The following is a 24,761-nucleotide window of genomic DNA, read 5'->3' on the forward strand; positions in this document are numbered from 1 at the left end:
TGCTGCGCCCGGATCGGGCGAACTGCTTGAAATGCGAAAAACGAAACTTCAACAACTGGACTCCACTGTACGCGGTCCGGCCCGGATCCGCTGTGACGGGCGACACCTACGACCACACCGACGAACCGGGCCCGCCCACGGCGCCCGAACCACGACGAACATCCCAGGCGGCCGCCGAGGAACCCCGACCGCGCGGCGCCGAGAGAGGACGGGTCCGCGACCGTGTGGCCGTCAGCCTCGCTGCGGATCGATCCCCTTCCGGGTCCTTTTCTCATGAGGGGCGGGCCTGTCCTTGCGCTCGCAGATGGCGAGGACCGTCCCGCCCAGCAGCCCCGTGGTCAGTCCGCAGGGAGCCAGGAACAGGCCGTAGAGGAACCACACCGCATCGAGGACCACGTTCAGCACCAGGAACGGCAGCAGCAGCGCTCCACCGGCTGCCGCCATCAGGGCGATGCGGACGCCCGCGGTCAGGCCGCAGTCGGCCCCGGCGCCCCAGCACGGGCCCCACGCCAACTGGGTCCACACCAGGCCCACCGCTCCCAGTGCCGACCAGAACGCCAGCCAGTTCACCCAGCCGATGCCGTCCACCGACAGGATGCTTGCGTAGCCCAGGGCCACCACCGCGGTCAGTCCCTGGAACACCAGATAGATCCGCAGCGGATGCACGCGCAGAGCTCGTCTCACTGGACATGGCCTCTCGGCTGGGGGAAATGCCACCGTACGCACCGGACCGACCGAGACGTGGCAGGACGCGACCCTGTCCCAATCAGAGGACGCCGCGCCACTCGTGCACCGGGCACCCATGAGCGACTCAGGGGGTGGCGGCTCGACGGGCCGCCACCGGCTGGGACGTCACCGCACCGACCAGTGCGACACCGCCACCGACGGCCACGACGGTCACACCGACGACCCCCAGGGCCCGCCGTCGCCGACGGAGCGGTTGCCGCCCTCGTCCAGCTCATCCTCCACCCACGCCACCGCGACCCCATGCGAGCCCCCTGAGGATGATCCACGATCGGATGATGTCCGGCCGTGCATCGGCCTCATTTCCCACCGACTCCCATCACGGAACCGGCGGGCGGCCGGAGCGAGTGAGCCCGGCGCCGTGGCCGCGGCCGGGTTGTCACCGCTCCGCGGGTGTCGCCGGGAAGCGTTCCTGGTAGGCGGGGAGCAGAGCGGGGTAGTAGTCGCGCTCGAAGTCGATCGCGGCGACGTCTCCGCCCGTCTCGGCCGCCACCAAGCGGTCCAGGTAGTAGTCCCAGCCGGGTCCGATGTTGTGCGCCCACTCCGGTTCCGGCAGGATCTGGCCGAAGTGCAGCGTGGTGCCGCCGTCGTCCTCGGTGAGCCGGATCTCCACTCTCCAGTCGTGGTCCTCACCGTCCAGCCCCTCACTGCGTGCTCGCGTGCGCAGCAGCCGCGGGGGCTCGCAGGCCTCGATGTGGTGCACCTCCTCCGGCATGCCGTCCTCCGCGGTCATCCGGAAGGTGACGCTGCCGGAGGCCGGGTCACCGGTCCAGGTCCCGATCCAGCGCCCGAGGCGCTCGGAGTCCGTGACGGCGGCCCACACGTCCTCGATGGGAGCGTCGAAGTGGCGGGTGAGCACGATCCAGTCACCGTCCTGGCGGGACTCCGGCCGGCCGGTGGCCTGTGGTGTCGTCATCCTGCGTCCTTCCTCTCGGTGCGGGCCCGCACGGCATGCCGGCCAGCGGCGCGCTCGCGGGTGGTGCGGCGGACCTCGAGGTCCAGTCCGTCCAGGACGTGCTCCGGGATCCGTGGTGTCCGGCCGCTGAGCTCCTCGAGCAGGGCGGCCACCGGTTCCAGGGCTGAGGGAACCAGCGTGTAGTGGCGTTCACGGCCCTGCGTGACTCCGGCGACCAGGCCTGCGTCGCCGAGCACTCTTAGGTGCCTGCTGACCGCCGGGCGGCTGATGTCGTGATCGGCCGCGAGGTCGACCACCCGGGCGGACCCCTCGGCAAGCCGCCGCAGCAGGGCCCGACGCACCGGGTCACCCAGAGCTACGAACACGTCCACGACACCAATGGTAATTAAGCGGTTACCAATTCGTCCAGGGGTCGTCGGCGAAACCACTCATGATGCACGGCATGACGGAGTCAGCACCCGGAAACCGTGACCCTCTCCCCTTGCACTTGACGTTGCGTCAACTGCGATGCTGGGTACTGCCGACGACGGGACGGAGGCGAGATGGAGTGGTCCATCCACGAGGTCACCCGGTTCACGGGCACCACCAGCCGCACGTTGCGCCACTACGGACACATCGGGCTGCTGGAGCCCTCCCGCACCGGACACGGCGGTCTGCGGTACTACGACGAGGACGCGCTGGTGCGTCTGCAGCGGATCCTGCTGCTGCGCCGGCTCGGGCTCTCGCTGCCCGCGATCGCCGATGTGCTCGCCGGTGCGCGGGACGTCTCCGACGCCCTGCGCACGCACCTGGCCCTGCTGGAACAGGAACAGGATCGGGTGCAGCGCCAGATCGCCTCGGTCCGGCGCACGATCGAGAAGAAGGAAGGAGGTGAACAGCTCATGGCAGAGGAGATGTTCGACGGTTTCGACCACACGCAGTACAGGGACGAGGTCGAGGCCCGCTGGGGTCAGGATGCCTACGCCGCCGGCGATCGCTGGTGGCGCGCTCTGAGCCCCGAGGACCGTCGGGTCTTCCAGGACCGCAGCCGGCAGCTGATCGCGGACTGGACCGCGGCGGCGGGCCGGGGCCTGGCACCCGACAGCGAGGATGCACAGGATCTCGCCCGGCGCCACGTCCAGTGGCTCGGCACCGTTTCCGGCACCGAGCGCACCGGCCCGGGGAAGGAGTACGTCCTCGGACTCGGTGAGATGTACGTGTCCGACCCCCGTTTCGCCGCCACCTACGGCGGCGAGGAGAAGGCGGGCTTCGTGCGAGACGCGCTGAAGGTCTACGCCGACCGCCACCTGTAGGCACGGCGCCGACGCTCGACACCGTCGGCGCCGCCACCAGGGACGACCCGTGGCCGGGGCTGCGGACCCGGTCACGCCCGTTCCCCATCGGTCCCTTCCGCTGAACGCCCGTGCCCTCGCACCATGTGGGTGTCCGGCGGGTTCTTTACCGCCGATCCCTTCGACGCCAGAGCGGGAACCGCACGGGCTCGAGCCACCCCGCCGACAGGAGAACCTCATGGACCGGCTGATCATCACCGAGTTCATCACCCTCGACGGCGTCGTCGACTCCCCCGGCGGCGGTCCGCACCCCCACGCCGGGTGGACGTTCCGGCACGTGGCCTTCGACGAAGCCGCCTACGAGATCAAGGACCGGGAGCAGCAGGAGGCCACGGCGATGCTGATGGGCCGGATCAGCTACGAGGAGTTCGCCCCGCGCCGGTGCGAGCCGGGACGGCGCGCCGGGGTGCTCGAACGCGATGCCGGGTCCGGTACGGGGTGGTGCTCTCAGATGCGGTTGCTGAAGGCTTCGGCCTTGTCGGTCGGTCCGGTGACGAGGACCTGGTCGTCCTCGTAGAGCACCGTGGACGGTTCGGTGGGGGCCCAGCTCTCCCCCGGGCGGCGCACGGCCACGATCGAGACCCCGTAACAGGTGCGCAGCCCCAGGGTGTCCAGGGGGCGTTGCTGGACCTGCTCGGGGACGGTGCAGCGGACCAGGGCGAATCCCTCGTCGATCTGGGCGAAGTCCAGGACGCGGCCCCGGATCAGGTGGGCCGCGCGCACTCCCATGTCGTGCTCGGGGCGGATGACGTGGTGGACGCCGAGCTGGTCGAGGATCTCGGCGTGGGGTTCGGTGATGGCCTTGGCCCAGATCTCGGGGCGGCCGAACTTCAGCAGCCGGGAGGCGACCAGGATGGAGGCCTGGATGTCGGTGCCGATGCCCACGACGACCTTGTCGAACTCGTCCACCCCGAGCTGGCGCAGTGCTTCCTCCCGGGTGGCGTCGGCCCGGGCCACGGTGGTGAGCCGGCCGTTGAGCTCCTGGACGGTGCTCTCGCTGTCGTCGATGCCCAGGACCTCGGCGCCGTTGCGGATCAGTTCCAGGGCCAGGGCGGAGCCGAAGCGGCCCAGCCCGATCACGGCCACCGCGTCCGGGTCGGAGTGCCGGCGCTCGCGGGGACGGTCGGTGGTGTCGTGACGTCGGGTGGAGAACATTGCGAGGTCCTTACGGGGAAGAGGTTCGAGGGGGTCGGGCCGGTTCGGGAAGGATCAGCCGATCAGGGGGCGTTCCTTGGGCAGTTCGTAGAGCACGGGCCGGGAGCGGGCGGCGATGGCGGTGGCCACCGTGGTGGGACCGAGCCGGCCCAGGAACATCAGGGCGATGAGCACGTACTGAGCCGGGGCCGACAGGGTCGGGGTGATCCCGGTGGACAGGCCCACGGTGGCGAAGGCCGAGACGGCCTCGAAGAGCAGCCGGTCCAGTCCGATGTCCTGGTGCAGGAGCATCAGGAGCATGGTGGCGGTGATGACCGCGCCGACGGCCAGGACGACCAGGGTGATGGCTTGGCGGTGGACGGCCCTCGAGAGTCGTTTGCCCATCACGTTGACGGCAGTGCCGCCGCTGATCTCGGTGTAGGCGATGAAGCCGAGCACGGCGAAGGTGGTGACTTTCAGGCCTCCGGCGGTGCCGGCGGGCCCGCCGCCGATGAGCATCAGCAGGTCCAGGCCGAGCCAGGAGACCGGGTTCATGGCCGCGACGTCGACGCTGTTGAACCCGGCGGTGCGGGCGATGGTGGACTGGAAGAACCCGGCCAGCAGCTTCTGTCCCGTCCCCAGCGGCCCCAGGGTGTTCGGGTTGGCCCACTCGACGGCGCACAGGAACACCGTGCCGAGAGCCAGGAGCACCGGGGTGGCCAGCAGCACGATGCGGGTGTTCATCGACCACTTCCGTGGGAGCCGCCACTGCCGGCGCAGTTCGTAGAGCACCGGGAAGCCGAGTCCGCCCAGGATCACCGCGGCGGCGATGGGCAGGATGATCCACGGATCGCCGACGAAGTCCATCAGGGACAGGGAGTAGAGCGCGAAGCCGGCGTTGTTGAACGCCGAGACGGCGTGGAACACCCCGTGCCACAGGGCCTGGCCGGGCGGGTAGCCGTAGCCGGTGACGAAACGCACGAACAGCAGCACGGCCACAGCCGCCTCGATGACCAGGGAGGTGGCCAGGATGCGCAGCAGCACCCGTCGCATGTCGCCGTAGCCGTTGTTCTTGGTCTCGGCCGAGGCCAGGACCCGTGAGGCGAGCCCGAACTTCCGGGCGAGCAGGACACCCAGCATGGTGGTGAAGGACATGACGCCGAATCCGCCGATCTGGATCAGGCCCAGGATCACGGCGTGGCCGAACGGGGTCCAGAAGGTGGGCGTGTCCACCACCACGAGCCCGGTCACGCACAGCGCGGAGGTGGCGGTGAACAGGGCCTGGAGGAAGCTCGCCCCGCCCTCCCCGGCCCTGGCGATGGGCAGCACGAGCAGGGCGGTGCCGATGAGCAGGGCGGCGGCGAAGGCGCCGATGATGATCTGGGCGATCCGGGCCGGGCCGGTCTGCTGCGGGTCGGTGGTGCGCCGGGGCGCATGGGGCCTGGGGGTGCGCTGGTGCGAGGACCGGGGTGCGGCCACCTTGGTCAGGCGCCGGACCTGGGCCCGGTACAGGGCCTCTTCTAAGGGCACGGTGAACAGCTTCCGGTCGTTCTGGTGGAGTGGTGTCCTGCGGCGCCGGCGATCGTGGTCGTCACGGGGTGAAGCGATAGCCCATGCCCAGCTCGGTGAGGAAGTACCGGGGGTGGGCGGGGTCGGGTTCGAGCTTGGCGCGCAGTTGGGACATGTAGACCCGCAGGTAATTGGCCTCTTCCCCGTACGCAGGCCCCCACACCGTGGTGAGCAGCTCGGTGCGCCCGATGAGCCGGTGCGGGTTGCGGGCGAGGACCTCCAGCAGGCGCCATTCCAGCTTGGTCAGCCGCACCGGTTCCCCGGCGACGGTGACGGTCTTCTGGGCCAGGTCGATCCGGACCCGGTCCTCGGAGGTGACCACCACCGCGTCCCCCGGGTCGGGCTGGGCCCGGCGCAGGGACGCCCGCAGCCGGGCGAGCAGCTCGTCCATGGCGAAGGGCTTGGTGACGTAGTCGTCGGCCCCGCGGTCCAGGGCGTCGACCTTGCTGTGGGACTCGCTGCGGGCCGAGACCACGATGATCGGCACCTGGGACCATCCCCGGATCCCTTCGATCACGTCCCTCCCCTCCATGTCCGGCAGACCCAGGTCCAGCAGGACGATGTCGGGGTGCTCGTGGGCGGCCATCTCCAGGGCTGCCCGTCCGGTGGCGGCCTGGTGGGTGCGGTAGCCGCGGGCGTTGAGGTTCACGCGCAGCGCCCGGGTGATGTGGGGGTCGTCCTCGACGACGAGCACGCTGGTGGTCATTCCGGTCCCTTCCGATCGATGTGGTGCGCCTCCGGGAGCACACTCCTGGTGGCTCGTGGCGGGGCGGCCTGCAGTGTGAGGACCATGGTCAGTCCGCCCCCGGGGGTGTCCTCGGCCCGCACCCGTCCACCGACCCCTTCGGCCAGCCCGCGCGCCACCGCCAGGCCGAGCCCCACACCGGTGGTGTTGTCCCGGTCCCCCAGACGCTGGAACGGCCGGAAGATCCGCTCCCTGTCCTGGGCGGGGACCCCGGGTCCGTGATCGACCACGCGCAGCTCGACGACGCCTTCCTCGGCGCAGGCTCGCAGGGCGACCGGGGTGGTGCCGCCGTGCTTGAGCGCGTTCTCCACCAGGTTGGCGATGATGCGGACGAGCAGGCCGTGGTCGCCCAGCACCACCGGGGTGTCCGGGGGGATGTCGATGCTGATCCGGTCCGTGTGCTCGGGTCCGCGGGCGCTGCGGGCGGCGCTGGTGGTCAGATCCGCCAGCTCCAGGGGCACCTGGTGGACGACGAGGTGCCCCGCCTCGATGCGGCTCATGTCCAGCAGGTCGTCGATCCGCTCCGTCAGCTGATCGGCGGACTCCTCGATGTTGGCCAGCAGCTCGGCGATGTCGTGCTCGTTGAGCACGATGTCCTGCATCCGCAGGCTCGACACCGAGACCTTGATCCCGGCCAAGGGGGTGCGCAGGTCGTGGGAGACCGCGGCCAGCAGCGCGGTGCGCATGGCGTTGCCGGCGGCCAGCTCCTGGGCCTGCAACCGGGCCTCGTCCAGGGCCTGTTGCTGCAGCACGGCACCGATGCGCCCGGCGAAGGCCTCCACGATGCCCCAGTCGACGCCGTCGGCGGAGAAGCCCTCGACCAGCAGGACGTGGCGATCGTCGACGGCCACGACGGTGTCCCACGCGGTGGGGTGCACCGGCCGCCGGCCCGAGCTCAGCAGAACCGTCCACCGGCCCGGCTCTGTGGAGCCGGCCGGACGTCGGGCCAGGGCGACCCCGCCCAGGGCGTAGCTGGCCCGGAGCCGGTCCAGCAGGGCCTGGACGCTGCGGCCCTCCTTGATGACCCCGCCGGCCAGCTCGAACAGCACTGCCGCCTGGTGACGGGCCGCCCGGGCCTCTGCCGTGCGACGCGCCTCGATGTCCACGACCCGGGCGACCCCCGCGGCCACCAGCAGGAACAGCACCAGCGCCCAGATGTTCAGCGGCTCGTGGATGATCAGCATCCCGGTGGGCGGGGTGAAGAACCAGTTGATGAGCATCGTGCCCATCAGGGCCGCCACCACCGCCGGCCACCACCCACCCACGAGGGCCACGAAGACCACCAGGGTGAGGTGGCACAAGAAGTTCAAGGTCACCGCCTCCGGGCCGGACCCCATCCGGAGGAACCCGGCGGTCAGCACCACCGAGCCGCACACCGCCAGCAACCAGCCCGCCGCACGGCGGGAACCGCTCAGCGGCACGGACCCGCGCGCCCGGAACCGTCGGCCGTCCACGGCGCGGGGGGCCTGCGCCCCGTGGTCACTCGCACCGTCGAGGGCTGCTGTGCTTCCAGGCACCCGGGTGCCGCGGCGCCCTCCGGACGGCACCGGGAAAAACCCGTTCGACCGCTGCTCACTGCGAGGATCCACGGGGATCTCGGCCTCCTTCTGGTCCGCGCCGGCGGCACCGGCCCATCGTCCCGGTCGGGAACGACCGGGCTGGGGGCCGATACGAGGATCCGGGTCGGTCCTCCTCGGCTCCCCATTCTCCGCGGACCGGTGCCGCCGGATCCCCATGGACGGGCCCAGGGATCCAGCCCGCCGGGAGGCAGGATGCCGAGGGGCCAGGGGCCACAGGTCCGGCGGAGGCCCGACGGCAACAGCACGCAGCTCCACGACGACTCCCTCCTCGACCGACGACCCCGCACCGGGCCGACCACAGCGATCACAGCGATCACAGCGATCACAGTCCACACCCCTGCTCCGACCGCCCAGCAGTTCTTAATGCCGCCTTAACGGCATGGGGGCGTCTCTTAGCACCTCCTTCACACCAGCACGCGGTGTCGGCCGGCCCCCACGGATCAGCGAAGTCCGGCTCGGAGGGGAGGCCCGGGTACCGGACCGCTGCCGTGCATCCTCACCGAGGGCCACGCCCTGGGGATGTGGTCGGTGTAGGCGTCAGGGGGGTCGCCTCGGTCAGGGCCCGGGGCGGCGGCGTATCGGGGCGAAGGTCCCGGGCTTGTCGGTGACGTGGAAGTCGGTGATCAGCCGCGCGCACAGGCCGGGTTTCTCGACCAGCACACCGTGGGAGGCGTGCGGGACGACGGCCAGCTCCCCGTGGGGCAGGGCCCGGTACATGGCCACGGCGTGCTCGAGGCGGACCTCGTCGTCGTCGCCCACGAGGACGAGCACGGGGACCTCCAGACCTGCCAGATCCGCGTCGGTGAAGGCTGGTTCCGCCGCGTGCATCCGGTCCAGTTTGGCCACCACCTGGCCGTAGTGCTCGCGGCCATCGGGTGAGACCTCCGCGTAGGCCTCGGCCATGAACTCCGGCACCTGCGCTTCGCTCTCGGGGACTCCCGGCTCCCACCCGTCGTGGTGGTAGACCCCGGCCACCACCACGAGGTCTCGGACCAGGTCGGGTCGCTTGATCGCCACGGTCAGGGCGATCACGGCCCCGTCGCTGTAGCCCAGCAGATGCACCGGGGTTTCTGCCTCTTTCTCGAGGAAGGCGATGGTGTCCTCGGCCATCACCGCGTAGGACAGCGGTCCCTGTTGGTCGGGGGTGTGTCCGTGGGCGCGCTGGTCAGGGGTCAGCACCCGGTACCGGCCGGCCAGTTCGTCGACCAGCGGTCCCAGGGCCCGGGAGTCCGTGCCGCCGGGGTGCAGCAGCACGAAGGGGCGCCCCTTCCCCTGGGCGGTGAACCACAGCGCCACGGCTGGGTCGGTCGTCTCGTTCTCCATGGCATCAGTATCCTCACGGCCGAGGACACCGCAGCAGCCCTCCGCTCAGCTGCGCGGGAGAGGGTGCCGGTCCGCGGCAAGGTCCAGACGCACCGCGGGCCCTCCCGATGAGGGTGGCGCTGTCACCGAGGAGGAGTTCCTGGCTCTTCATCCCAGCGAGCGCTTGGATGGTGACCGGTGGCACGGATCCACGGAGCGCGAGGAGAAGAAGCCATGAGAGTGCTGGTGCTGGGCGGGACGACGTTCATCGGTCGACGCGTGGTCGAACGTCTGCACGAGCGCGGCGATCAGGTGCTGGTCGTCCACCGCGGCCACCACGATCCGGCGTCCTGGGTGCCGGTGGCGCACCTGCACACGGACCGAGGCGAGCTGTCCGGCCACCGTGACCGGATCCGGGATTTCGGGCCGACCGCGGTCGTCGACACCTATGCCCTCACCCGGGGGGACGTCACCGCCGTCCTGGGCGTGCTGCCGGAGGTTCCGACCGTGGTGCTCTCCAGCCAGGACGTCTACCAGGCCTACGCCGGGATGCGGGCCGGTCGGTGCGAATCCCCCGTGCCGATCGACGAGCAGTCCGAACTGCGCCGGGACCGTTATCCCTGTCGTGGCGCCGGCCTGGCCGGCGTGCCCGATGACTACGAGAAGCTCGACGTCGAGCAGGCCTGGTCCCACAGGGGCGCCGTGGTCCTGCGCCTGCCCATGGTCTACGGGCCCCACGACCCACAACGCCGGGAGGACCCGGTGCTGCGACGGATCCGTGCCGGACGGGACCGCATGCCCGTGGGGGCTGGCAACCTGCTGTGGGCCCGGTGCCACGTCGAGGACATCGCCACCGGCGCCCTGACCGCCCTGGACGTCCGGGAAGCGGACGGGCTTGCCGTCAACCTGGGCGAAGCGTCCACCGTGCCGATCATCGACTGGTTCCACCAGATCGTCCACGCCGCGGGTGTCTCCCTGGACCTCGTCCGGGTTCCCGAGCAGGCCCTGCCGGACGAGCTGGTCCTGACCGGTGCCCCCGCCCAGCACCTGCTGACCTCCGTGCACCGGGCACAGACCGTGCTCGGGTGGGCCCCGGCGGATCCGGAGGAGCGAGTGGCGGAGTCCGTGCGCTGGCACCTGGCGCACCCACCACGGAGCGTGTGGACGGACGAGGACAAGCGCACCGACGAGAGCGCCCTGCGAACTGCCTGAGCCCGCACATCCCGAGCGGGAAACCATCGGCGGACCAGGACCAGGGCCTACACGCAGGCGCGCGGGTGGGCGAGGCCCTCCGTGGTGGTGATGGTGGTGAACACGGCATCGGCGAGGACCCGCTCGTGCCGGGCGGCTCCGGTGGGCCCCAGGCGCATCAGCCCGACCACGGCCCGGCGTGCCGCCGCCAGCAGCTGCGGATCCGCCAGCAACCACCCGCCCATCTCCCCGGCCGGGCCCTCGGCGTGCTGGGCGGGCACCGGGACGCCCTCCACATCCAGGTAGCACGACTGCGGGGAGTAGACCCGGCCCACCGCCGGTGCCGGGGCCAGCGCCAGGCACACCAGAGGTTCCTGTCCGTCCCCCTCCGGGTCCTCTACCACGGTGGCCACCACCACCCCGTGCACCCGCAGCCGCAGCAGCTGCTGCGGCTCCCCCACCGGGACCTCGGAGTCGACGACCGTCTCCACCGCCCAGAAGGTGCCCTCGGTCGCCACCGGATCCGGCAGCACCAACGCCACGTAGTGGGCCAGGAAACCCAGCAGGACCTCATAGCCACCGGCGCTCACCAGCCGGTGCAACCGGGGGTTCAGCGCCGTCCCCGAACACCCCGTGCACGCAATGGGCCGGCGCCGCCCGCCCAGGAAAGCGCGCTGCTCCACCGGGGCCACCACCGCGTCCAACGGACTGGGTGCGGCGGGAAAATCGTCGGGGCCGAGGCCGAGAAGGTCGTTCATGATCTCCTCCGAGAACACGGTCCAACAGGCGGGGGGGCACCTGCACGGAGCACGGGCAGGCCGTGAGCTGATCCTCCCCCGCGCAGCGGCCAGGACAGAAGACCCCCGAGGTCTCGAGTTCCTGCGAACCTCCTGTGCGCCGACCATCGGCACGGACGGCACCACCTGCTCCCCACCATCATCGGGGCGACGTCCTGCTGCACCACGTCTCGCCACTCCCGCTTCTCACGGTCCTCGGCTCGTGCGGCACGACGTGACGGACGCCGGGCCGCACCCAGACCGGAGCACTGCGCACGGAAGAGGGGACAAGATGAATCTGGATCGTTTCTCTACCGCGCGGTACGGTCGGTTCATCACGCGAGGTGACCAGCCGGGGGGCTGAGTCGCCGAGCGTGGACCATGTCGGAGCGCTCGGCCGGGGGGCTCAGCCGCTCGACATCGGTCGGATTGCCGCCGCCCTGGCGGCAGAGGACACGGGGGCATCCGGCCCGTCGTCGGGGGGCGACTCCTCTGCCACCAGGGCGGCGGCCCTCACACCATCCTCGATCCGGTCGTGCGCCCGCCGAAGGCCCTGCCTGATCGCCCTGCTCGCAGGACCGGGTGTCCAGGGTCGCCACCGGCGACCTCGCCCGACCCGACAGCAGGGCCGGCGCCAGCGGCCGTGCAGAGAGCGCCTGCCCCCGCGCGTGCCACCGCAACGGTGCAGAAGTCCGCTCGTCACACCACGACCACGCAGGAGCATCGACATGGACGGCACCCACCCCGCCGGCGCGGACACGGCCCGCGCCGCGTCCATCCTGGACCCCCTCGCCCGTGAGGCCGCGTTCGCCGTCCTGCTCCCCGTCCTGGACACGCTCGTCGGCGAGGCCGACGCCGATGTCCGCCTCAGCCCCGACGCCCGCCGCATCCTGCGCGCCGTGGCCCGCACCAAGCCCGGAAACACCCTGGCTCTCGCGGATCTCGCCGCCCGCAGCAGCACGCCCAAGACCCGGATCCCCGCCGCCCTGCAGGAACTGGCCGACCGCGGCTATCTCGCGCGACTGGCCCGGACCGCTCCGCACCTGACGGCGGCGCTGCCCGCACCGACGTGCCCGGTGCCTGCCGGCGCCCTCGAAGCGGAGCCGCACCCCCAGCGCAACCCCTGACTCCTGGATCGAGCGCCGGGAAGGGCGCAGGCGGACCGGCCGGCCGCTACCGTCCGGCGTCGCCGCCGCCGGACGGCGGTCCCTGCCGGTGGCCGAGCTCGACGCTGCTGACGTCCTGGTGCGCCAGCCGCCGCAGCGCCGCCAGCACCGGCTCGACGATCGCGGTGCCGAGCACCGCGTGCTCCACCGCCGCGCCCGGGTCGTCCCTCGGGACCCCGGCGATGTCGATCCGCGCGATGGCGCGCACGTGCTCGCCGTAGCCGAGCAGCCGCTGCTCCTCGATCGGCATGCCCACCGACTCCGCGGCGGCGAGGGCCCGCTCGAGCTGGGCGACCGCCGGGTAGTGGGGGTCGTAGACCCAGCCCAGCGCCTCGATCGCCGCACGCGCCCGCGGGTGCCCCTCCTCGCACTCCTCCACGTAGGGCGGCAGGGCCGCCACGGCCTGGCCGAGGGTGGCGAAGAGGTCGTCGGGCGAGGAGTCGATCAGGTCGAGGACCGTCCTGGTCCGCGCCACGCTCAGCCCCACGACGTCGGTCAGCGCGCGGATGAGGGCCAGCCGGTGCAGATGGCCCTCGTCGTACTGCGCCTGGGTGGCGCTGGTGGCCCGCCCCGGCGGCAGCAGCCCCTCCCGGAGGTAGTACTTCACGGTCGCGAGCGGAACGCCCGACCGCTCGGCGAGGGAAGAGATGCGCACGGTGACCCCTTGATCGGATAGTCCTGGTATCCAATAATGGACACCATAGCTATCCAATACTAGCCGGTCGTCCCGTCGAGGAGCCACCATGCACACGACCACCCACCCCTCCGCCCAGACCGACGTGCGCGCCCGGCGCCACGGTCCGCTGCTGGCCCTGGCCCTCGCCATGGCCGTGCTCGCCCTGGTCAGCACCGTCGGCGTCCTCCTGGACCCCCGGGAGCTGCTCGGGGCGCCCGTGTGGGCGAAGCCCCTGAAGTTCTCCCTGTCCGTGCTGATCTACGCGGTGTCGCTGGCCTGGCTGCTGCCCCTGCTGGAGCGGGGACGCCGGCCCGCCTGGTGGGCGGGCACGGCGACCGCGGTCCTGCTGGGCGTCGAGATGGTGATCATCGTCGGCACCGCGGCCGCCGGGGTGCGCAGCCACTTCAACGTCTCCTCCCCGCTCGCGACGGCGCTGTGGAGCGCGATGGGCACCTCCATCGCCGGCGCCTGGGTGGCCGCCCTGCTGGTCGCGGCCCTGCTGTTCCGCGCCCGCCTCGGCGACCGCGGGCGCACGCTCGCCATCCGGGCGGGCCTGCTCATCGCCCTGCTGGGCATGGCGCTCGGATTCCTCATGACGATCCCCACCGACCAGCAGCTCGCCGGGTTCGAGGGCGTCGCCGGGGCCCACACCGTGGGCGCGACCGACGGCGGGCCGGGTCTGCCCCTGGTGGGCTGGAGCACCGAGGGCGGCGACCTGCGCACCCCGCACTTCGTGGGGATGCACGCGCTGCAGGTCCTCCCCCTGACCGCACTGCTCCTGGAGCTGGCCGCACGGCGGGTGCCCGCCCTGCGCCGGGAGTCGACGCGGGCGGGCCTCCTCCGGGTGGGCGCCGCCCTCTACCTCGGCGTGCTCGCCCTGCTCACCGTGCAGGCCCTGGCGGGGCAGCCGCTCCTGCGCCCGAGCGGCGCCGTCCTCGCCGCCGGGGCCGTGCTCGTCGTCGCGGCGGCCGTCGCGGCGGGCCGCGTCGTGGTGCTCACCGGGCGGGCAGACGGACGGGCACCCGGGTGGACACCGGGTTCTCCAGCGTCCCGGCGTACTGCAGGGACGAGGCCTGGTCCGTGAGGTCGACCATCTGCAGGGTGTTGAGCAGCTGCAGCCGGTTGAGGCAGGAGTGCTCGAAGCGGGGCGCGAAGAGGGGCACCCGCTGCGCGCCGGCCGGGTCGGCGTCGGCCACGGCCCGGAGGCACTGCGCCGCGAGCCCCCAGAACGTGCCGGCCGCGAGCAGCCCGTCGGTCTCGAGCAGACCGGCGAGGTGGCGCAGCACGCCGTCGAAGACGTCGGTGTGCACGGACAGGGCGGCCGTGGCAGGGTCCACGACGTGGCGGATCCGTTCGAGGCCCTCGGGCAGGGGCCGGTCGGTGACGACGGCGACCTCCTCGCCGATGTCCTTCATGATCACCCGCCGCGGGACGTGCTCGTGCAGCACCAGGACCACGTTCTCGCCGTGGGGCATGAACACGAGGTCGTGGGCGAGCAGGCACCGGGCGACCGGGGCGAGGTAGGCGTCGAGCAGCCGCCGCACCCAGTCCTCGGCGCTCAGCCCGGACTCCCGCACGTGCACGGAGACCAGCGGGGTGCCGAGGGCGTCGACGTGCAGCAGGGACGCGAGGGTCGCCAGCCGTTCCCCCGGCCCGGTGCGCGCCACAGGGCTCTCCCGCCACAGGGCGGCGAGCATCTTGGTGTGCGGGCCCTCCTCCCCGTGCCCCGAGGCCGCCGCGCGGTGGTAGGCGTCCCCGGTGTAGCCGACGGCCGCGACCTCCCGCAGGACCGAGAACCCGGCCTCGGCCAGCGCCGGGTCGGCGGCGACGAGGTCGGCCACCCAGTCGTTGATCGCCGGGGTGTCCCGCATGTACCGGGGGGAGAGCCCGCGCAGGAAGCCCATGTTCTGCACGGCCAGGGCCGTCTTCACGTAGTGCCGCTCGGGGCGGGTCGTGTTGAAGAAGGTGCGCACGGACTGCTGGGCCCGGTGCTCGTCGTAGGTCTCCCCCAGCAGCACGAGGTCCCGGCGGGCGAGGTCGGGGGCGAAGGTCACGGTGACGCGGTGCTCCCACTGGTGGGGGTGCACCGGCAGGAACCGGTAGTCCTGCGGGTCCAGGCCCAGCCCGGTCAGCCGGGCCCGGAACCGCTCGAGGTCCTCCGGGTCCAGCTCGCCCGCGTACAGCGCGTCCTCGTCGAGACCGCGCCCGGCGTCGAACCGGCTGAGCGCCCGGCGCGCGGCCACCCAGACCAGGCGCACGGGCCGGGCCGCCTCGGGGGCGTACCGGTCGTGCTCGGTGACGCCGAGGCCGATCCGGCCGTTGTTGGCCACGAAGCCGGGGTGGCCCTCGGTCATGGCGGCCTCGACCTCCTGGAAGCCCGCGTGCGCCAGGGCCGCGGCGGGCCGGGTGCGGTGCACCAGCTTGTACGCCGCGGAGGCGAGGGTGCTCGCGACCTCCTCCAGGTACGTGGCCAGCAGGTGCGGGGGGATGCCGAGGACCGGGGCGAGCTCGGTGACGAGGGCCTGGGCGTCGAGCTCGGCGTCGGTGCCGTCCACCGTCCGGCGCAGCGACCCCTCGTCGAGCACCCAGTGCTCCAGCTCGGTGCGCCGGGCCCGGAACCGGTAGCGGGCGCGGCCGGCCCGGACCTCGAAGACGCCGTCGCCCACCGGCTCGGGGCGGAGCAGCCGCTCGTGGGCGAACTCGGCGAGGGCCTTGCAGCTGAGGTGACGGTGGGCGATCCGCATCGGGTGCAGGCCCAGGTGGGCGGGCGCGCCGGAGAGCTCGCCGGCGGGCGGGACCGGATGGGCGGTGCCCGCGAGCTCCGAGGCCTCGAACTGCTCGCGGGTGCAGGTGCTGAGCAGCGCCGTCTTGCCGGGCAGGGCCAGCGGCCCGTGGACCGTGAAGCCCGCCCGGGCGTTGAGCCGGTGGACGGCCTCGTTCCGGACGTCGGGCTCGACGACGACGCGGCGGGTCCCGGTCCGCTCGAACAGCCGGCGGAGCGTGGCCGCCATGAGGGCCGCGCTCGTCCCGGGCACGGGGGTCCGGGCCGGGGCGAGGAGCAGGTGTATCCCCACGTCGCCGGTCCGGTGGGCGTAGCGGCCGGCCAGGAGGACCTCGGCGGGGTCGTAGGTCTCCACGACGCCGAGGGGGACGCCGTCCAGCCGGGCCAGCAGGGCCTCGCAGCGGGGGTGGGCGGCGACGGCCTCGAAGGCGCGCCGCACGGCGCCGGGGTCGGCGCCGAGCATGCCCCAGAAGCGGGACCGGGGGTGGGTCAGCCACGCGTGGAGCAGCTCGACGGTGGGCCCGTCGAGCGGCAGCGGCTCGAGGGTGAGGACGCCGCCGGGGGTGGCGAAGCGGGCGGCGCCGAAGCGGTCGGTGGGGGCGGGGCGCGGGGTGCTCATGCGGTCTCCTGGGGGATGCCGAAGGTCTGGAAGGCGATGGCGGGCTCGACCGGGTAGACCTCCCGGCCCGTCACGGCCCGGAGGATGACGCTGTTGCGGTAGGCGCCCATGCCGAGGTCGGGGGCGGTCAGCCCGTGGGTGTGCACCTCGGCGTTCTGCACCCAGATCCGCGAGCGCCCGTGGTCGACCGCGTAGTCGCGGGAGACGTCGTAGCGGCCGGCGGCGTCCCAGGCGATCTCGTCGCGCACCGGGTCGAGGAAGGCGGGGACCTCGGCGCGGTAGCCGGTGGCCAGCACCAGGGCGCCCGTCGTGTGCTGCCAGGGGCGCTCGAGCTCGTCGTCGCGCAGCTCCAGCTCCACCGTCCGGGCCGGGGCGTTCCACCGGGCGCCGGTCAGGGTGGTGTTCGTGGTGAGCAACCCCGCCGGGCGCCCGTGCACCGAGCGGCGGTAGAGCAGGTCGTGGATCTCGTTCACCAGTTCCCCGCTGATCCCCTTGTACAGGCTCGCGTGCTCGCGGTTGAGCCGGTCGCGCCGGTGCATGTCGAGGCCGTGGAAGTGGTCGACGTACTCGGGGGAGGTCATCTCGAGCGTGAGCTTGGTGTACTCCATCGGGAAGAACCGCGGGGAGCGGGTGATCCAGTCCACCCGGGGGCCGTCCGCCCCGGCGCGCTCGAGCAGGTCCCGGTAGACCTCCGCGGCGGACTGGCCGCTGCCGAGCACGGTGACGCCGTCCTGCGCCAGCAGCTCCTCGCGCCGGGACAGGTAGTCGCCGGCGTGCAGGACGGGACCCGTGCCGAGCTCGACGCCCTCCGGGACCCACGGCACGGTGCCCACGCCGAGGACCAGGCGCCGGGTCCGCCACTGCTCCGTCCCGGTCCGGGTCCGGGCGGTGACCGTGTAGGCGTCCCGGGCGGGGTCGCGCTCGACGGCGACGACCTCCCGGCCCCAGTGCAGGCTGCCGAGCTGCTCGCTCGCCCACCGGCAGTAGGCGCTGTACTCGGCGCGCAGCGGATTGAAGTCCTCCCGGATGTAGAAGGGGTAGAGCCGTCCGGTCCGCTTGAGGTAGTTCAGGAAGGACCAGGGGGAGGTGGGGTCGGCCAGCGTGACGAGGTCGGCGAGGAACGGGACCTGGATGGTGGCGTCCTCGAGCATCAGCCCGGGGTGCCAGTCGAAGCCGTCGCGGGCGTCGAGGAAGACCGCGTCGAGGTCCTCGAGGGGCGCGGCGAGGCAGGCCAGGCCCAGATTGAAGGGGCCGACCCCGATGCCCAGCAGGTCGTGGACACGGTCGGTCGCGGCAGCCATCAGCGGGCTCCGGCCGCGGCGGTCACCGGCAGGACGTCCCGCGCGGCGGCCCGGACCAGGTCGAGCACCCGCTGGACGTCGGCCGCCGTGGTCACCGGGTTGAGGAACGTGAGCTTCAGGCACCGGCGGCCGCCGACGACGGTCGAGGCCACGACCGCGCGTCCCGAGTCGAAGAGCGCGGTCCGGACCGTCTCGACGAGCCGGTCCGCCTCGGCGTCGTCGATCCCCGGGGGCCGGTGCCGGAACAGGACGGTGGAGAGCACGGGCCGGGCCACGAGCTCCATGTCGGGGGCGTCGGCCACGATCCGGCCGGCCTCCTGCGCGAGGTCCAGGACCCGGTCCAGGGCGCGGCCGAGCTCCGGGGCCCCGACGGTGCGCAGGGTCATCCACAGCTTGAGCGCGTCGAAGCGCCGGGTGGTCTGCAAGGACTTGTCCACGAGGTTGGGCCGCACCGCGTGGCGGGGGTTGAGGTACTCGGCGCTCCAGGTGGAGAAGCGCAGGTTCCGCCCCCGGCGCAGCATCAGCGCGGACGCCGCGACCGGCTGGAACCAGGACTTGTGGAAGTCCACGCTCACGGAGTCCGCCCGCTCGATCCCGTCGAGCAGGTGCCGCCGGGTGGGCGAGACGAGCAGGCCCCCGCCGTACGCGGCGTCCACGTGCAGCCACACGTCGTGGCCGCGGCACGCGTCCGCCACGGCGGGCAGCGGGTCGATCACGCCGAGGTCCGTGCTCCCGGCGGTAGCCACGACGGCGGCGACCTCCCCGCCGGACGCGGCGACGTCGCGCAGGACCCGCTCGAGGGCGACGGCGTCCAGCGCCCCGCCCCGGTCGGCCGGCACGGACACGACCGCGTCCGGGGACAGCCCGAGCAGGTGGGCGGCCTTGGCCACGCTGAAGTGCGCGTGCTCGCCCGCCACGATCCGCAGACGCCCGAGGCGCTCCTGCCGGGAGGCGGGGTGCGGGCGGGAGAGCCGGTCCTCGCGGGCGGTGAAGAGGGCCTGGAAGTTCGACTGGGTGCCGCCGGAGGTGAACACCCCGTCCGCCTCGCCCGCTGCGGGGAAGCCGATCCGGGCGGCGGTCCAGTCCACGAGCCGCTGCTCGACCAGGGTGGCGGTGGTGCTCTGGTCCCAGGTCTCGACCGCGGTGTTCACGGCCGCGGTGAGGGCGTCGGCGGCCACCGCGGGGATGGCCACCGGGCAGTTGAGGTGGGCCATGTAGCCGGGGTCGTGGAAGTGCACCGCGTGGTCGAGGTAGAGCCGGCGGGTCTCCTCGAGCACGGCGTCGAGGTCCTCCAGGGGCCGGTCGAGGTCGACCGCCCCGACGAGGCCCTCGAGCTCCTCGGGCGTGGCGGTGGAGCGCGGGCGGTCCGTGCCGGCCAGGTGGACGGCCACCGTGTCGACGGCGCCGTGCAGGGCACGGGCGTACTGGGCCGGGCTTCGGCGGGTGAACAGGAAGTCGTTCATGGGCTCCTCGCAGGGGGTCGGTGGGGCCGGGGGACCTGCCTCGAACTGAGGCAAGGCTTACCTAACCACATCGTCGCGGCGATTACATCATGCCCGTGTTGCGTATTCCTCGGGTCACGCCCTAGGGTGAGCCGTGTCTTGTGGTTAGGCAACCCTTGCCTAACCCGCTTCCGCACCGACGGCCCGGCCGTCGACGTCCGAAAGGGTGGCCGTGGCCTCTCTGCTTCTCCGCGCTCCGCACCCCCTGCTCCCCGCCCGCCGCGCCCTCGCACCGGCCGCCCTGCTCACCACCGGGGCCCTGCTGCTCACCGGGTGCTCCACCGGGGCCACGGGCGGGACCGCCGCCGAGGCCGGCACCACGTGCTCGGAGGAGGCCACCGGCGAGTTCCCCCGCACCGTGCAGCACGAGTTCGGCGAGACCACGATCGAGCAGGCCCCCGAACGGGTGGCCACGGTGTCCTGGGCGAACCACGAGGTCGCGACCGCCCTGGGCGTCGTCCCGGTCGGGATGCCCGCCCTGGACTTCGGCGCCAACGAGAACGGGTCCACCGACTGGTTCGACGCCGCGCTGGAGGAGTGCGGCGCCGAGGCCCCGGAGACCTACTCCGAGACGGACGGCATCAACTTCGAGGCGATCGCCGCGCTGGAGCCCGACGTCATCCTGGGCGCCTACTCCGGGATGACGCAGGAGGACTACGACAAGCTCTCCGAGATCGCCCCCGTCGTCGCCTACCCCGAGGACGCCGTGGCCTACGGGACGTCCTGGCAGGACTCCACGGAGCTCATCGGCCAGGCCCTCGGCCGGGAGGAGCGGGCGGCGGAGGTCGTGGCGGACGTCGAGCAGCAGCTCGCGGACGCCGCCGCCGAGCACCCGGAGCTGGAGGGCACGTCCTTCGTGTACGGCACGCTCGACCCGTCCGCGGCCGACCAGATCTTCGCCTACACCGCGGTGGACAACCGCCCCAAGTTCCTCGAGTCCCTCGGCATGGAGCAGTCCGAGGCGGTCGCGGAGGCCGCCGAGGGCAAGGAGGACGAGTTCTACATCACCTGGTCCCCGGAGCGGGCCGACGAGCTGACCTCCGACGTCTTCGTCAGCTGGGCCGAGGACGAGGGCGTGCGCGAGGCCATCGAGAACGACCCCCTGCTCAGCCGCGTCCCCGCGGTCGCCGACGACGCCCTGGTGCTCCAGAGCGACCAGCAGGAGGTGCTCTCGGTCTCGGCGGCCTCCCCGCTGAGCATCCCGTGGGCCCTGGAGAACGTGCTCCCGGACATCGCCGCGGCCTCCGCCGGCGGCCGGTGAGGTCCCGGTCCCGGTGAGCAGCACGAGCACGGCCGCCCCGGCCGCTCCTCCGGTCCCCGGCGCCCCCGTGCGGCGCCGGGGCCCCGCCCTGCTCGCCGCCCTCGCGTTCCTGGGGCTCTCCGCGGCGGCGTCCCTGTTCTGGGGCGCCCGTCCGGTGGACCCGGCCACGGTGGTCTCGGTGCTCACCGGGCTGCCCGCCGCCCTGCTGGACGGGGGCTGGTCCCAGCTCTCCGCCGGCCTGGGCATCGACGCCGCCGTGGTGCAGAGCCGGATCCCGCGGACCCTGACCGCCGTGCTCGTCGGAGCGGGCCTCGCCGTGGCCGGCGCCGGGATGCAGGGCGTCAGCCGCAACCCCCTGGGTGACCCGGGCCTCCTGGGCCTGACCGCCGGCGCCTCGTGCGCCGTGGTGCTCGGCATCGGCTGGCTCGGCGTGGTGGCGACCTGGCAGCTGACCGCGCTCGCCCTCGCCGGCTCCGCCGTGGCCGCCGTCCTCGTCTTCGGCTCCTCCCTGCTCGGCGGGGGCTCCCCCACCCCGGCGGGCCTCGTCCTGTCCGGCGCCGCCGTCAACGCCGGCTTCACCGCGCTGACCACCTCCGTGGTGCTGTCCCTGCCCGCGGTGCTGGACCGCTTCCGGTTCTGGAGCATCGGCTCGGTCGCCCGCGCCGAGAGCACCGACCTCGCCGCCGTGGCCCCGCTCGTGCTCCTCGGCGTGCTCCTCGTGCTGGGCGGCTCCTCGGGGCTCAACGCCATGGCCCTGGGCGACGAGCTCGCGCACGGGCTCGGCGTGGACCTCGGCCTGCAGCGCGTGCTGGTCTTCGTGGGCGTGGTCCTGCTCTCCGGCTCCGCGACCGCCCTGGCCGGACCCATCGCCTTCGTGGGCCTGCTCGTCCCCCACGCGGTGCGCCGCTTCCTCGGCGGCGACTACCGCTGGATCGTGCTGTTCAGCACGGTCCTCGGGCCCGTGCTGCTCCTGCTGGCCGACGTCCTGGGGCGCGTGCTCACCCCGCCGCAGGAGATCCACGTGGGCGTGACCACGGTGGTCCTCGGCGTGCCCGTGCTGCTGGTGCTGCTGCGCCGGGGACGGAGCGTGACCCTGTGACCGGCACCCTGCTCGCCCCCGCGGCCGCCCCGGAGGACACCGGCGCCGCCGACGCGCTCCGGGAGCTGCGCCGCGCCCGCGCCCGGCGCACCCGCCGGGCCGTGGCCCTGCTCGCCCTCGCGCTGCTCGCGGCCCTGACCGTGCGCGTGCTGCTCGGGCGCTACACCGTGACGATCCCCGACTTCTTCGCGATCCTGGCGGGCGAGCGCATCCCCGGGGCGAGCTTCATCGTCCTGCAGGAGAAGCTGCCGCGCGCGGTGCTGGGCGTCCTCGCCGGGCTCGCCCTGGGCTGCTCCGGGGCGCTGTTCCGCCGCGTGCTGCGCAATCCCCTGGCCAGCCCGGACATCCTGGGCATCACCTACGGGGCCGCGGCGGGAGCCGTGGCCGGCACCGCGCTGTGGGGCCTGCGGGGCACTGCCGTGTCCTGGGCCGCCCTGGCCGGTGCGCTGCTGGCCGCGGCCCTCATCGCCACCGCCTCGGTGCGCCTGCGCGGCGGCGGGATCGTGGGCGAGCGGTTCCTGCTCGCCGGCATCGGCGTGGCCGCCCTGGCCCAGGCCGTCACCGCCGCCATGCTGACGCGGCTGGCCCTGAACTCCGCGCAGGACGCCGCGGTGTGGACCGCGGGCTCCCTGAGCGCGGCCACGTGGGAGCGGATCACCGTGCTGGGCGCCTGCCTGCTGCTGGCGGTGCCCGCAGCCGTGGCCGTGCACCGGGCGCTCGAGCCTGCCGAGCTCGGCCCCGAGCTGGCGGCGGGGCTGGGAGCGCACCCGGGCCGCAGCCGGGCCCTCGCGCTGGGGGTGGGCGTGCTGCTCGCCGCCGCGGCGACGGCCGCGACCGGCCCGCTGGCCTTCGTGGCCCTGATGTCCACCCCGGTGGCGACCGCCCTGACCCGCGGACGGACCTCGATCCTGGCGTGCGCCCTCGTGGGCGCGGTCGTCGTGGTGGCCGCCGACTCCGTGGGCTCGGACCTGCTGACCGGGACGCAGCTGCCCGCCGGCGTGGTCACCGGGGCCGTGGGCGCGCCCGTGATGCTGTGGCTGCTCGTGCGGCAGCGGAGAGGAGCAGCGGCATGAGTCCCGAGCTGCACGCCGTGGCGGATCCCGCGGCCGACGCCCCGGCGTTCCGGATGCGCGGGCTGTCCCTGGGCTACGGCGACCGCGCCGTGGTGCGGGAGGTCGACCTGGACATCCCGCACGGCGGCACCACCGTGCTCATCGGCGCCAACGGGTGCGGCAAGACGACGCTGCTCAAGGGCCTGTCCCGGCAGCTCAAGCCGCTCGCCGGGACGCTCGAGGCCGACGGCCGCGGCGTGCGCGAGTGGCACGCCCGCCCGTACGCCCGCTCGGTCAGCCTCCTGCCGCAGTCCCCGGTGGTGCCGGAGGGGCTGACCGTCGCGGAGCTCGTGGAGCGCGGGCGGCACCCGCACCGCCGCTGGTGGGGCGCACCCTCCCCCGACGACGACGCGGCCGTGGCGCGGGCCATGGAGCTCACCGAGCTCACCGCCCTGGCCGGGCGCCCCGTCGAGGAGCTCTCCGGCGGGCAGCGCCAGCGGGTCTGGATCGCCCTGTCCCTGGCCCAGCGGGCGCGGACGATGCTGCTCGACGAGCCCACGTCCTACCTGGACCTGGCCCACCAGGTGGACCTGCTGGACATGCTGCGCGGGCTCGAGCACCCGGACGGGCCGGGCCGGGCCACCGTCGTGGCCGTGCTGCACGAGCTGAACCTGGCCGCCCGCGTCGCGGACCGGCTCGTGGCGATGGCCGCGGGGCGGATCGTGGCCGTGGGCTCCCCCGCCGAGGTGCTGACCCCGGAGCTGCTGACCGAGGTGTTCGGGCTGCGCGCCGACGTCGCCCGGGACCCCGTGGGCGGGCGGCCCGTCGTCCTGCCCCGCGGGCGGGCCCGGGAGGGCTCGCACCCCGCACCGCCCGCCGACCCCGTGGCCCTGGACCCCGCACCGGGGCTCCTTCCCGCCGAGACCGTGAGGAACCTGCCGTGACCGTCACCCGCACCCCCGAGACCACCCCGGCCGCCCCCGTGCTCTGCGTGGAGGCCGCCGTGACGTCCGTGACGCAGCTGTGCCCGTCCTTCCGCCGCATCACCCTGGCGGGACCGGAACTGGGCGGCCTCTCCCCCGCCCTGCTCGGGGCCGGGGACCTGACCCGGTGCCGGGACGCCTACATCAAGCTGCTCGTCCCGCCGCCCGGCCGGGAGCCCCAGCGGGCGGACCTCTCCCTGGGCCTGCGGGAGGGCTGGTTCGCCCGCCCCGCCGAGGAGCGCGGCTGGATGCGCACCTACACCGTGCGCGGCGTCCGGCGCACCACCTTCTGCGGGATCGTGGTGCCGGAGCTGGTGATCGACGTCGTGGTGCACAGCGGGCACGGCCAGGACGGGCCCGGCAGCCGGTGGGCGGCCGCCGTGGCCCCCGGCGAGCGCGTGTACCTGCTGGGACCCGGACCGCAGGAGCGGCCGTGGGCGGCCTGGGACCACGGCGGCGCGCAGCACGTGCTCGCCGTCGGGGACGAGACCGCGGCCCCGGCCCTCATGTCCGTCGCGGAGGAGTTCGCGGACGCGCCCCACGAGACCGCCGCGGACGGGACCCGCCCCCGCCTCGACGTGGTGCTCGAGGTGCCGCACCGCGACGACGTCGCCGTCCACCGCCTGCCCGCCGAGCTGCCCGACGTGCGCCTGCACGTCCTCCCCCGCGCCGGGGGCGGGGCGCCCGTGGGGCACGGGCACCGCGCCGCCGCGCGGCTGGCCCGCCTGCTGGAGCTCCCGGGCGGGGCCGTGGACGACGTCCTGGCGGGCCGGCGCCCGCAGCGCGGGCAGCACGCCCCGGCGCCGCTGCGGGCGAGCGAGCGGCCCGAGGAGCCCCGCGCCTGGTCGGTGGCGGCCCCCGGGCGCGCCGACGTCCCCTACGTCTTCCTGGCCGGGGAGTCCGGCACGGTCAAGGCGCTGCGCCGGCTGTGCGTGGACGCCGCGGGCATCCCCAAGGACCACGTCTCCTTCATGGGCTACTGGCGGCAGGGCCAGGCGGAGTCCTGAGCCCGGTGCCGGGCACCGCCCGCCC

23 protein-coding genes are annotated in these 24,761 nt (G+C 73.6%); 10 read left to right on the plus strand and 13 right to left on the minus strand.

The annotated features are described in order from the left end of the window. Window positions 1-231 precede the first annotated feature (231 nt). The 3 genes from RE027_RS16505 to RE027_RS16515 form a co-directional block, all read right to left on the minus strand. The gene (locus RE027_RS16505) at window positions 232-684 is read right to left on the minus strand and encodes a hypothetical protein (protein ID WP_368809374.1); all 453 of its coding nucleotides are present in this window, start codon (window positions 682-684) and stop codon (window positions 232-234) included. 439 nt (window positions 685-1,123) lie between these two features. After that, window positions 1,124-1,660: an SRPBCC family protein gene (locus RE027_RS16510; protein WP_368809375.1), complete on the minus strand. Its 537-nt coding sequence runs from the start codon at window positions 1,658-1,660 to the stop codon at window positions 1,124-1,126. Continuing rightward, a complete protein-coding gene (locus tag RE027_RS16515) occupies window positions 1,657-2,031 on the minus strand; it encodes an ArsR/SmtB family transcription factor (protein WP_368809376.1) in 375 nt (124 codons plus the stop codon). The genes RE027_RS16510 and RE027_RS16515 overlap by 4 nt, the downstream gene beginning before the upstream one ends. A gap of 171 nt (window positions 2,032-2,202) precedes the next feature. On the opposite strand from RE027_RS16515, the gene RE027_RS16520 reads away from it, so the two are divergent. Then, entirely contained in the window at window positions 2,203-2,952 is a 750-nt protein-coding gene (locus RE027_RS16520) for a MerR family transcriptional regulator (protein ID WP_368809378.1), read from the plus strand. Window positions 2,953-3,169: 217 nt separating this feature from the next. Next, window positions 3,170-3,508 carry a dihydrofolate reductase family protein gene (locus RE027_RS16525; protein ID WP_368809379.1) on the plus strand — a complete coding sequence of 113 codons (339 nt, stop codon included), beginning with the start codon at window positions 3,170-3,172 and terminating at the stop codon, window positions 3,506-3,508. On the opposite strand, the gene RE027_RS16530 is transcribed toward RE027_RS16525, so the two are convergent. The 5 genes from RE027_RS16530 to RE027_RS16550 form a co-directional block, all read right to left on the minus strand. Continuing rightward, window positions 3,439-4,146, minus strand: a complete 708-nt coding sequence (locus RE027_RS16530) for a potassium channel family protein (protein ID WP_368809380.1) — start codon at window positions 4,144-4,146, stop codon at window positions 3,439-3,441. The genes RE027_RS16525 and RE027_RS16530 overlap by 70 nt on opposite strands. 54 nt (window positions 4,147-4,200) lie before the next feature. Continuing rightward, on the minus strand, window positions 4,201-5,514 hold the full coding sequence (locus tag RE027_RS16535) for a TrkH family potassium uptake protein (protein WP_368809417.1): 1,314 nt from the start codon (window positions 5,512-5,514) through the stop codon (window positions 4,201-4,203). A 202-nt stretch (window positions 5,515-5,716) separates the two neighbouring features. Beyond that, window positions 5,717-6,400 carry a response regulator gene (locus RE027_RS16540; RefSeq protein WP_368809381.1) on the minus strand — a complete coding sequence of 228 codons (684 nt, stop codon included), beginning with the start codon at window positions 6,398-6,400 and terminating at the stop codon, window positions 5,717-5,719. Then, on the minus strand, window positions 6,397-7,893 hold the full coding sequence (locus tag RE027_RS16545; RefSeq protein WP_368809382.1) for a sensor histidine kinase: 1,497 nt from the start codon (window positions 7,891-7,893) through the stop codon (window positions 6,397-6,399). Before RE027_RS16545 ends, RE027_RS16540 begins: the two co-directional genes overlap by 4 nt. 681 nt (window positions 7,894-8,574) lie before the next feature. Further along, a complete protein-coding gene (locus tag RE027_RS16550; RefSeq protein ID WP_368809383.1) occupies window positions 8,575-9,342 on the minus strand; it encodes an alpha/beta fold hydrolase in 768 nt (255 codons plus the stop codon). A 213-nt stretch (window positions 9,343-9,555) separates the two neighbouring features. Here RE027_RS16550 and RE027_RS16555 point away from each other — a divergent pair, with 213 nt between their 5' ends. Continuing rightward, complete coding sequence (locus RE027_RS16555) at window positions 9,556-10,533, plus strand: NAD-dependent epimerase/dehydratase family protein (protein ID WP_368809384.1); 978 nt, start codon at window positions 9,556-9,558, stop codon at window positions 10,531-10,533. Between the two features lie 47 nt (window positions 10,534-10,580). Here the strand turns inward: RE027_RS16555 and RE027_RS16560 are convergent, their stop codons facing one another. Further along, window positions 10,581-11,270: a hypothetical protein gene (locus RE027_RS16560; protein WP_368809385.1), complete on the minus strand. Its 690-nt coding sequence runs from the start codon at window positions 11,268-11,270 to the stop codon at window positions 10,581-10,583. A gap of 746 nt (window positions 11,271-12,016) precedes the next feature. On the opposite strand from RE027_RS16560, the gene RE027_RS16565 reads away from it, so the two are divergent. Continuing rightward, on the plus strand, window positions 12,017-12,415 hold the full coding sequence (locus RE027_RS16565; protein WP_368809387.1) for a helix-turn-helix domain-containing protein: 399 nt from the start codon (window positions 12,017-12,019) through the stop codon (window positions 12,413-12,415). Between the two features lie 46 nt (window positions 12,416-12,461). On the opposite strand, the gene RE027_RS16570 is transcribed toward RE027_RS16565, so the two are convergent. Then, window positions 12,462-13,109, minus strand: a complete 648-nt coding sequence (locus RE027_RS16570) for a MerR family transcriptional regulator (protein WP_368809388.1) — start codon at window positions 13,107-13,109, stop codon at window positions 12,462-12,464. A gap of 88 nt (window positions 13,110-13,197) precedes the next feature. Here RE027_RS16570 and RE027_RS16575 point away from each other — a divergent pair, with 88 nt between their 5' ends. Further along, entirely contained in the window at window positions 13,198-14,214 is a 1,017-nt protein-coding gene (locus tag RE027_RS16575; protein ID WP_368809389.1) for a hypothetical protein, read from the plus strand. On the opposite strand, the gene RE027_RS16580 is transcribed toward RE027_RS16575, so the two are convergent. From RE027_RS16580 to RE027_RS16590, 3 genes are read right to left on the minus strand one after another with little or no spacing between them, the layout of a single operon-like run. Beyond that, window positions 14,126-16,531, minus strand: coding sequence for a GNAT family N-acetyltransferase (locus tag RE027_RS16580; protein ID WP_368809390.1), 2,406 nt, complete (start codon window positions 16,529-16,531; stop codon window positions 14,126-14,128). The two genes, RE027_RS16575 and RE027_RS16580, sit on opposite strands and share 89 nt — an antisense overlap. Next, a complete protein-coding gene (locus tag RE027_RS16585) occupies window positions 16,528-17,832 on the minus strand; it encodes a lysine N(6)-hydroxylase/L-ornithine N(5)-oxygenase family protein (RefSeq protein WP_368809391.1) in 1,305 nt (434 codons plus the stop codon). Before RE027_RS16585 ends, RE027_RS16580 begins: the two co-directional genes overlap by 4 nt. Continuing rightward, window positions 17,832-19,295: a pyridoxal phosphate-dependent decarboxylase family protein gene (locus RE027_RS16590; protein ID WP_368809392.1), complete on the minus strand. Its 1,464-nt coding sequence runs from the start codon at window positions 19,293-19,295 to the stop codon at window positions 17,832-17,834. Before RE027_RS16590 ends, RE027_RS16585 begins: the two co-directional genes overlap by 1 nt. Before the next feature lie 205 nt (window positions 19,296-19,500). Between RE027_RS16590 and RE027_RS16595 the strand changes: the two genes are divergently transcribed. The 5 genes from RE027_RS16595 to RE027_RS16615 are packed head-to-tail and all read left to right on the plus strand — an operon-like array spanning window position 19,501 to window position 24,736. Continuing rightward, window positions 19,501-20,595, plus strand: a complete 1,095-nt coding sequence (locus RE027_RS16595; protein ID WP_368809393.1) for an iron-siderophore ABC transporter substrate-binding protein — start codon at window positions 19,501-19,503, stop codon at window positions 20,593-20,595. A gap of 13 nt (window positions 20,596-20,608) precedes the next feature. Next, entirely contained in the window at window positions 20,609-21,694 is a 1,086-nt protein-coding gene (locus tag RE027_RS16600; protein WP_368809395.1) for a FecCD family ABC transporter permease, read from the plus strand. Next, the gene (locus RE027_RS16605) at window positions 21,691-22,767 is read left to right on the plus strand and encodes a FecCD family ABC transporter permease (RefSeq protein WP_368809396.1); all 1,077 of its coding nucleotides are present in this window, start codon (window positions 21,691-21,693) and stop codon (window positions 22,765-22,767) included. The genes RE027_RS16600 and RE027_RS16605 overlap by 4 nt, the downstream gene beginning before the upstream one ends. Continuing rightward, window positions 22,764-23,690, plus strand: coding sequence for an ABC transporter ATP-binding protein (locus tag RE027_RS16610; RefSeq protein WP_368809397.1), 927 nt, complete (start codon window positions 22,764-22,766; stop codon window positions 23,688-23,690). Before RE027_RS16605 ends, RE027_RS16610 begins: the two co-directional genes overlap by 4 nt. Then, window positions 23,687-24,736 (plus strand): siderophore-interacting protein, encoded by a 1,050-nt coding sequence (locus RE027_RS16615; protein ID WP_368809398.1) that lies wholly within the window; start codon window positions 23,687-23,689, stop codon window positions 24,734-24,736. The genes RE027_RS16610 and RE027_RS16615 overlap by 4 nt, the downstream gene beginning before the upstream one ends. Window positions 24,737-24,761 lie beyond the last annotated feature (25 nt).

The organism is Kocuria sabuli (assembly GCF_040981185.1).
Classification (GTDB): domain Bacteria; phylum Actinomycetota; class Actinomycetes; order Actinomycetales; family Micrococcaceae; genus Kocuria; species Kocuria sabuli.

Coding starts and splice junctions, on each gene's coding strand:
- RE027_RS16510 (WP_368809375.1), bottom strand. CDS start 1,660: ATGACGACACCACAGGCCACCGGCCGGCCGGAGTCCCGCCAGGACGGT.
- RE027_RS16520 (WP_368809378.1), top strand. CDS start 2,203: ATGGAGTGGTCCATCCACGAGGTCACCCGGTTCACGGGCACCACCAGC.
- RE027_RS16525 (WP_368809379.1), top strand. CDS start 3,170: ATGGACCGGCTGATCATCACCGAGTTCATCACCCTCGACGGCGTCGTC.
- RE027_RS16530 (WP_368809380.1), bottom strand. CDS start 4,146: ATGTTCTCCACCCGACGTCACGACACCACCGACCGTCCCCGCGAGCGC.
- RE027_RS16540 (WP_368809381.1), bottom strand. CDS start 6,400: ATGACCACCAGCGTGCTCGTCGTCGAGGACGACCCCCACATCACCCGG.
- RE027_RS16550 (WP_368809383.1), bottom strand. CDS start 9,342: ATGGAGAACGAGACGACCGACCCAGCCGTGGCGCTGTGGTTCACCGCC.
- RE027_RS16555 (WP_368809384.1), top strand. CDS start 9,556: ATGAGAGTGCTGGTGCTGGGCGGGACGACGTTCATCGGTCGACGCGTG.
- RE027_RS16560 (WP_368809385.1), bottom strand. CDS start 11,270: ATGAACGACCTTCTCGGCCTCGGCCCCGACGATTTTCCCGCCGCACCC.
- RE027_RS16565 (WP_368809387.1), top strand. CDS start 12,017: ATGGACGGCACCCACCCCGCCGGCGCGGACACGGCCCGCGCCGCGTCC.
- RE027_RS16575 (WP_368809389.1), top strand. CDS start 13,198: ATGCACACGACCACCCACCCCTCCGCCCAGACCGACGTGCGCGCCCGG.
- RE027_RS16580 (WP_368809390.1), bottom strand. CDS start 16,531: ATGAGCACCCCGCGCCCCGCCCCCACCGACCGCTTCGGCGCCGCCCGC.
- RE027_RS16585 (WP_368809391.1), bottom strand. CDS start 17,832: ATGGCTGCCGCGACCGACCGTGTCCACGACCTGCTGGGCATCGGGGTC.
- RE027_RS16590 (WP_368809392.1), bottom strand. CDS start 19,295: ATGAACGACTTCCTGTTCACCCGCCGAAGCCCGGCCCAGTACGCCCGT.
- RE027_RS16610 (WP_368809397.1), top strand. CDS start 22,764: ATGAGTCCCGAGCTGCACGCCGTGGCGGATCCCGCGGCCGACGCCCCG.